This is a genomic window from Caulobacter sp. S45, assembly GCF_903642205.1.
In the GTDB taxonomy this organism is placed as follows: Bacteria; Pseudomonadota; Alphaproteobacteria; order Caulobacterales; family Caulobacteraceae; genus CAHJWH01.
In genome coordinates this window covers 1-6,699 of the sequence record NZ_CAHJWH010000166.1, presented here as the reverse complement: position 1 = coordinate 6,699, position 6,699 = coordinate 1, and the positions used below count along the sequence as shown (strand labels likewise).

The window sequence follows — 6,699 nt, the reverse complement described above, 5'->3', positions numbered from 1 at the left end:
TGGTGGACGCGGTAGGGATTGAACCTACGACCCCCGCCGTGTGAAGGCGATGCTCTCCCGCTGAGCTACGCGTCCGCCGAGGCCGGCAAGGCCTGTGCGTCAGGACAGCGGGTCTATAGCGGAGGCCTCGGGACCGGGCAAGGCCCGCGACCGGGTCTGACGCAACCCGGCCAGGATCGTCTCGACGGCGACGGGCAGCTCGTCGAACCGGTCGATCAGCGCGTCGCCTCCAAGCTCGGACGGTGGGATGTCGGTGTAGCCGAAGCTCACCACCACCACCGGCGCGCCTGCCGCATGGGCGGATCGCACATCGTTGGCGCTGTCGCCGACCAGGACGGCGTAGGCCGGGTCGCCATCCGCCTCGGCGATGGAGACGAGGAAGTGGCTCGGGTCCGGCTTCGGCGCAGGCGCCCGGTCCGCGCCGGTCACTGCGGCGAAGCGGCCTGTGAGACCCAGCGCATCCAGCAGGGCCAGGGACAGGTCGGTGCGCTTGTTGGTGCAGACGCACAGGGTCGCGCCTGCCTCAGCCAGAGACTGGAGGGCGGCCTCCAGGCCTGGATAGGGGCGGCTCTCGCTGGCGATGCGGGCGCGATAGGCCTCGACGAAGCGGACGACCAAGCCCGCGACCTCCTCTTCGCGCAGAGGTTCGCCGGCAAGGGCGAAACCGCGTGTGATCAGGGCGCGCGCCCCCTTGCCCACCAGGTAGCCGGCGGCCTCCTGGAGGACGTGCGGCAGGCCTCGCTCGCCCAGGACGACATTCAGCGCGCCGACCAGATCGGGCGCGGTGTTCACCAGGGTGCCGTCGAGATCGAACGCGATCGTCGCGCCGTCCAGCCGTCCCGGCGCCGGAGTGTCCGACGCCGGTTCGGCGAACGTCGTTGGCGCGGGCGCTGCGAGGGAGGACGTCATATCCGATGCGGCTCGCTGTAGGCTCGAAAGCAGCGGGGCTTTGGGCTAGATCGCCGGCTGGCGCAAGCCGCCACGTCGCGCTCCACCGGGCGCTGCAGACGACCTCTCGAAGGACCGCCTCTTGGCCGACCCCGCCCCTCCCGCAGCCTCCGCTCGCGCCGTCGTGATCCTGGCGGCGGGGCAGGGCACGCGGATGTGCTCGCCTACCCCCAAGGTGCTGCACCGCCTGGCCGGGCGCACCCTGCTGGACGTCGCCATCGACACGGCCCAGACGCTCGGGGCCGAACGGATCGTGGTGGTCGCCGGCGCGCACTCACCCCTGGTCGCCGCCCATGCGGTCAAGCGCCTCGGAGAGGGGGCGATCTCGATCCAGAATCCTCCGCTCGGCACCGGCCATGCCGTGCGGGCGGCGGAGACCGCGCTCGCCGGCTTCACAGGCGACGTGGTGGTGACCTATGCGGACACGCCGCTCCTGGACGCCGCGGCGGTGGAGCCCCTGTTCGCCGCGCGGCGGTCCGGCGCCGCCCTGGCGGTCCTGGGCTTCGAGGCCGCCGACCCCGGCGCTTACGGACGTCTGGTGATGGAGGCCGGCGGCGGCCTGGGCCGCATCGTGGAGGCCAAGGAGGCCGATGCGGCGGAACGGGCGATCCGCCTGTGCAACGCCGGCGTGATCGCCGCGCCAGCCCCGCTCCTGTTCGAACTCCTGGGCGAGGTCACCAACGCCAACGCCAAGGCCGAATACTACCTCACCGACGTGGTGGGGCTGGCGCGCGGGCGCGGCCTGCAGGTCGCAGCGGTGCTGACCGACGAGGTCCGGACGCTCGGCGTCAACTCTCAGGCGGAACTGGCCACAGCCGAGGCCTACTGGCAGGCGAACCGCAGGCATGAGGCGCTGGCCGCCGGCGTGTCGATGCCGGCTCCGGACACGGTGATCTTCGCCCACGACACGGTGGTGGAAGGTGGCGTGCTCGTGGAGCCGCACGTGGTGTTCGCGCCGGGGGTCAAGGTCCGAAGCGGTGCGGTGATCCGCGCCTTCAGCCATCTGGAGGGCGCCGATGTGCAGACAGGCGCCATCGTCGGCCCCTACGCCCGGCTCCGCCCCGGCGCGCAGATCGGGGAGGGTGCGCATGTGGGCAATTTCGTGGAGGTGAAGAATGCGACGCTCGGCGCCGGCGCCAAGGCGAACCATCTCGCCTATCTCGGAGACGGCGAGGTCGGCGCCCGCGCCAACATAGGCGCTGGCGTTATTTTCTGTAATTACGATGGCTTCGACAAGCATCATACGTCCGTGGGTGAAGATGCTTTCGTCGGTTCCGACACCGCACTTGTGGCGCCGGTCCGGATCGGCGCCCGGGCGATGACGGGATCGGGCTCCGTGATCACCCGGGACGTGGCTGACGACGCACTGGCGCTGGAGCGTGGACCCCAGGTGGAGAAACCCGGCTGGGCTTCCCGCTTCCGCGCCCGGAAGCTGGCGGCGAGGAGCAAGCCTTGACGACCGCCGACGAGCAGAAGCGCGCGGTCGGCGAGGCCGCTGCGGCCCTGGTGGAGGACGGCATGACCGTGGGCCTCGGCACGGGCTCCACGGCGGCCCAGATGGTCCGGGCGCTGGGCATGCGTGTGAAGACGGAGCGGCTCCGGCTTCGCTGCGTGGCGACGTCGGACGCGACGGCGGCCCTCGGCGTCGGCGTCGGCCTCGACCTTGTCGAGCTTGATGCTGCGGGTAGGATCGATCTGACCCTCGACGGCGCCGACGAGATCGGCCCTGACCTCGCGCTGTTGAAGGGGGGAGGGGCGGCGCTGTTGCGCGAGAAGCTGGTCTGGGAGGCCTCTCGCCGCTGCATCGTCATCTCGGATGCAAGCAAGGTGGTCGGACGGCTCGGCCGCTTTCCGCTTCCCGTGGAGGTCGTGGCTTTCGGCCACGCCAGTACCGCGACGCGCCTGGCGGCCGCGGCCCGGGAAGCGGGGATCACCGCCGAACCGCGGCTGCGTGCGCATCAGGGTGCGACGGTGAGCACAGACGGCGGCAACGTCATCTACGACGTCAGCTGCGGCGTGATTCCCGAACCTGCAAGGCTGGCGGCCGCCCTCGACCACATCACTGGCGTGGTGGAGCATGGCCTGTTCCTTAAACTGGCTGATGGCGCCCTCATCGCCGGGCCGGAAGGCGTGAGGTGGCTGCACGGCTAGGCGCCCATTCTCTCCTGCAGCGCCCGCCTCTATATGCGCTGGGCAGCGGTCCCGGTGCGGGACGGACGCGAGGACGCCATGGCCTACGACTACGACCTCTTCGTGATCGGCGCGGGTTCTGGTGGCGTGCGGGCGGCGCGGCTTGCGGCCATGACCGGCGCGCGCGTGGCGGTGGCCGAGGAGTCCCGCGTGGGGGGCACCTGCGTCATCCGCGGATGCGTGCCCAAGAAGCTGATGGTCTACGCCTCCAATTTCGCGCGCGAGTTCGAGCTGGCCAAGGGATATGGCTGGAGTGGCTGCGAGGACCTGAGCTTCAGCTGGCCGACCTTCCTCGACCAGAAGGATCGCGAGATCGCCCGGCTGTCCGGCGCCTACACCGCCAACCTGAAGAAGGCGGGCGCCGACCTCTTCACCACCAAGGCCCGCTTCGTCGATCCCCACACGCTGGAGCTGGTCGGCATGGACAAGACGGTCACAGCCGAGCGCATCCTGATCGCCACCGGCGGCCGGCCGCGGCTGCCGGACGACGTGCCCGGCGCTGAGTTCGGCATCACGTCCGACGAGGCCTTCCACCTTCCAGAGTTGCCGAAGTCCATCCTGATCGTGGGCGGCGGCTACATCGCGGTGGAGTTCGGCTGCATCTTCCACGGCCTGGGAGTGGACGTGACCCTGGCCTATCGTGGCTCCAACCTGCTGCGGGGCTTCGACGAGGATGTGCGGTCGCATGTGGCGGGCGAGCTCGCCAAGCGCGGCCTGAAGGTGGCGCTGGCCTGCCAGCACGAGCGGATCGAGAAGATCGAGGGCGGATTCCGGAGCCATCTGACCGACTCGATGGTGGTGGAGGCCGAACAGGTCATGTTCGCCGTCGGGCGCGAGCCGCACGTCAAGGGGCTGGGGCTGGAGGCGGCCGGGGTGGAGCTGAACGGCAAGGGAGCGGTCGCCGTGGACGACTTCTCCCAGACCAACGTGCCCCACATCTTTGCGGTGGGCGACGTGACCGACCGGGTGAACCTGACGCCCGTCGCCATCCGTGAGGGCGCCGCCTTCGCCCAGACGGTCTATTACGATCGGCCGACCAGGTTCGACCACGCGGACATTCCCACCGCGGTCTTTTCCCAGCCGCCTGCCGGGGTGGTGGGCCTGACTGAGGCCGAGGCGCGCCACAAGCTCGGTCGTGTCGACGTCTATCGCACCACCTTCCGCGCCATGAAGACGGCCTTCGCCGGCGATGACGAGCAGACCCTGATGAAGCTCGTGGTCTGCCCCCACGGCGGCAAGGTCGTAGGGTGCCACATCGTGGGCCCGGATGCCCCGGAGATGATCCAGCTGGCCGCCATCGCGGTGAAGGCCGGCCTCACCAAGGCCCAATGGGACGCCACCTGCGCCCTGCACCCGTCTGCCGCCGAGGAACTGGTGACCATGCACGAGACGTACACGCCGGCGGAGCTGATCGCAGCGGAGTAGGGTCAGCCGGCGGCCTGGCCGCGGAACACGAAGAAGGCCCCCGCCGCGATCAGGGCGAACCCGATCAGGTGGTTCACGGTGATCTTCTGGCCCAGATAGAACACGGAGAAGGCGGCGAACACCGTGAGCGTGATCACCTCCTGAATGGCCTTCAGCTGGGCGGCGGAATAGACGTTGCTGCCGATGCGGTTGGCCGGCACGGCGAGCCAGTATTCGAAGAAGGCGATCGCCCAGCTCACCAGGACCACCATCCAGAGAGGCCGGTCCTTGAACTTCAGGTGGCCATACCAGGCCGTGGTCATGAACAGGTTGGATCCGATCAGCAGCACTATCGGCGCTAGCCGGGGTGGGATCGTGGGCATGGCGGTTGCTCCACCGACAGAGCTCCAGCGTCAATCGCCTTGATCAGGGCGATTCACGCTGGCGCAGGAAGGTTTTGCGCTGAACTGGCGGCGGACCTATATCCTGGGTCTGCGTCTTCACCCAAATTCCTGATCAGGCCTTATCCATGCAACGCTGGACACCCTCCAGCTGGCGCGCGCGCCCCGCCAAGCATATCCCCGTGGACTATGCGGACACCAATGCGCTCGTGGTCGCCGAGGACCGGCTGCGGTCCATGCCGCCGCTGGTGTTCGCCGGCGAGGCGAGGCGACTGAAGGGCTTGCTCGGCTCGGTGGCCAAAGGTGAGGCCTTCCTGCTGCAGGGGGGCGACTGCGCCGAGAGCTTCCGCGAGTTCCACGCCGACAACATCCGCGACACCTTCCGCCTGATCCTGCAGATGGCGGTGGTCCTGACCTTCGCCGGCGGCAAGCCCGTGGTGAAGGTCGGCCGGCTGGCGGGGCAGTTCGCCAAGCCGCGCTCCGAGGCTACGGAGACCATAGACGGCGTGACCCTGCCGTCCTACCGGGGCGACAACATCAACGGGCAGGACTTCGACCCGATCTCCCGCGCGCCCGACCCCGAGCGGCTGCTCAAGGCCTACGGACAGTCGGCTTCCACGCTGAACCTGCTGCGCGCCTATGCGGGCGGCGGATACGCCGATCTCTACAACATCCATAATTGGACGCAGGGCTATGTGGACGACAGTCCGCTGGGCGCCCGCTATCGCGAGCTGACCGACAAGATCAGCGAGGCGCTGACCTTCATGGCGGCCGTGGGCGTCACGCCGGAGACCCATCCGGACCTGAAGCGGGTGGAGGTGTTCACCAGCCACGAGGCCCTGCTGCTCGGCTTCGAGGAGGCTATGACCCGCGTCGACAGCCAGGGCGGGGAGTGGTTCGACACCTCCGCCCACATGCTGTGGATCGGGGAGCGCACGCGGGGGCTGGACGGCGCCCACGTCGAGTTCATGAGGGGGATCAGGAACCCCATCGGCTGCAAGTGCGGGCCGGCGATGGAGCCGGACGAACTGCTGCGCCTGATCGACGTGCTTAACCCCAACAACGAGCCGGGTCGGCTGACGGTGATCGGCCGCTTCGGCTCGGACAAGGTGGAGGCGCGCTTGCCGGCGCTGATGCGCGCCACCGCGCGTGCGGGCCGCCAGGTGGTCTGGTCGATCGACCCCATGCACGGCAACACGCTGAAGGCGGCCAACGGCTACAAGACCCGGCCGTTCGACCGCATCCTCAAGGAGGTGCGCAGCTTTGTCGAGGTGGCCCGGGCGGAGGGCGTTCATCCGGGTGGGCTGCACCTGGAAATGACCGGGCAGAACGTTACCGAATGCCTTGGCGGCGCGCGGGCGCTGGCGGAGGACGAACTCTCGCACCGCTACCATACCCACTGCGATCCGCGGCTGAACGCGGACCAGGCGCTGGAACTCGCATTCCTGGTGGCGGAAAACCTGAAAGCGCGGCGGTCAGCGCCAATTTGGGCGGCCGCCGGGTAAACGCGCGAAGCGGAGAGGGAGACAGCTGCCCAAGCGTCTACCCACGCCTCCCACCACCCATGATGCGCAGAAGATCTATTATCGGAAATGAACAGTTGGCGTTGTTCGTGGACCTGGCGCATTCGGCCTGATGTCTGGAGCAACAGGATAGTCTAAGCGGGCACGTCTGAGACGGCCTGCACCGTGGCCGTGCCGCCTGTAAGCGCAGGCCGGAGCCTATCCATGCGCCTACCGTCCGTCTTCGCCATCCT

Annotated in this window: 6 protein-coding genes and 1 tRNA gene; 4 read left to right on the top strand and 3 right to left on the bottom strand. The window is 68.9% G+C overall.

Features of this window, described 5'->3' with window-relative positions; all coding sequences use genetic code 11:
• Window positions 1-75: transfer RNA gene (locus HUV06_RS13790), tRNA-Val, on the bottom strand.
• Between the two features lie 24 nt (window positions 76-99).
• A complete protein-coding gene (locus HUV06_RS13785) occupies window positions 100-909 on the bottom strand; it encodes an HAD-IA family hydrolase (RefSeq protein WP_174301828.1) in 810 nt (269 codons plus the stop codon).
• 121 nt (window positions 910-1,030) lie between these two features.
• Between HUV06_RS13785 and glmU the strand changes: the two genes are divergently transcribed.
• The 3 genes from glmU to gor all read left to right on the top strand — a co-directional run bounded on the left by glmU (window position 1,031) and on the right by gor (window position 4,563).
• Window positions 1,031-2,404, top strand: a complete 1,374-nt coding sequence (gene glmU, locus HUV06_RS13780; protein ID WP_256430082.1) for a bifunctional UDP-N-acetylglucosamine diphosphorylase/glucosamine-1-phosphate N-acetyltransferase GlmU — start codon at window positions 1,031-1,033, stop codon at window positions 2,402-2,404.
• Window positions 2,401-3,099, top strand: a complete 699-nt coding sequence (rpiA, locus tag HUV06_RS13775; protein WP_174301827.1) for a ribose-5-phosphate isomerase RpiA — start codon at window positions 2,401-2,403, stop codon at window positions 3,097-3,099. Before glmU ends, rpiA begins: the two co-directional genes overlap by 4 nt.
• 78 nt (window positions 3,100-3,177) lie before the next feature.
• Entirely contained in the window at window positions 3,178-4,563 is a 1,386-nt protein-coding gene (gene gor, locus HUV06_RS13770) for a glutathione-disulfide reductase (RefSeq protein WP_174301829.1), read from the top strand.
• A gap of 2 nt (window positions 4,564-4,565) precedes the next feature.
• Here the strand turns inward: gor and HUV06_RS13765 are convergent, their stop codons facing one another.
• Window positions 4,566-4,925, bottom strand: coding sequence for a DMT family protein (locus HUV06_RS13765; protein ID WP_174301826.1), 360 nt, complete (start codon window positions 4,923-4,925; stop codon window positions 4,566-4,568).
• Window positions 4,926-5,071: 146 nt separating this feature from the next.
• Here HUV06_RS13765 and HUV06_RS13760 point away from each other — a divergent pair, with 146 nt between their 5' ends.
• Window positions 5,072-6,448: a class II 3-deoxy-7-phosphoheptulonate synthase gene (locus HUV06_RS13760; protein ID WP_174301825.1), complete on the top strand. Its 1,377-nt coding sequence runs from the start codon at window positions 5,072-5,074 to the stop codon at window positions 6,446-6,448.
• Window positions 6,449-6,699: the final 251 nt, after the last annotated feature.

Coding starts and splice junctions, on each gene's coding strand:
- gor (WP_174301829.1), top strand. CDS start 3,178: ATGGCCTACGACTACGACCTCTTCGTGATCGGCGCGGGTTCTGGTGGC.
- HUV06_RS13765 (WP_174301826.1), bottom strand. CDS start 4,925: ATGCCCACGATCCCACCCCGGCTAGCGCCGATAGTGCTGCTGATCGGA.
- HUV06_RS13785 (WP_174301828.1), bottom strand. CDS start 909: ATGACGTCCTCCCTCGCAGCGCCCGCGCCAACGACGTTCGCCGAACCG.
- HUV06_RS13760 (WP_174301825.1), top strand. CDS start 5,072: ATGCAACGCTGGACACCCTCCAGCTGGCGCGCGCGCCCCGCCAAGCAT.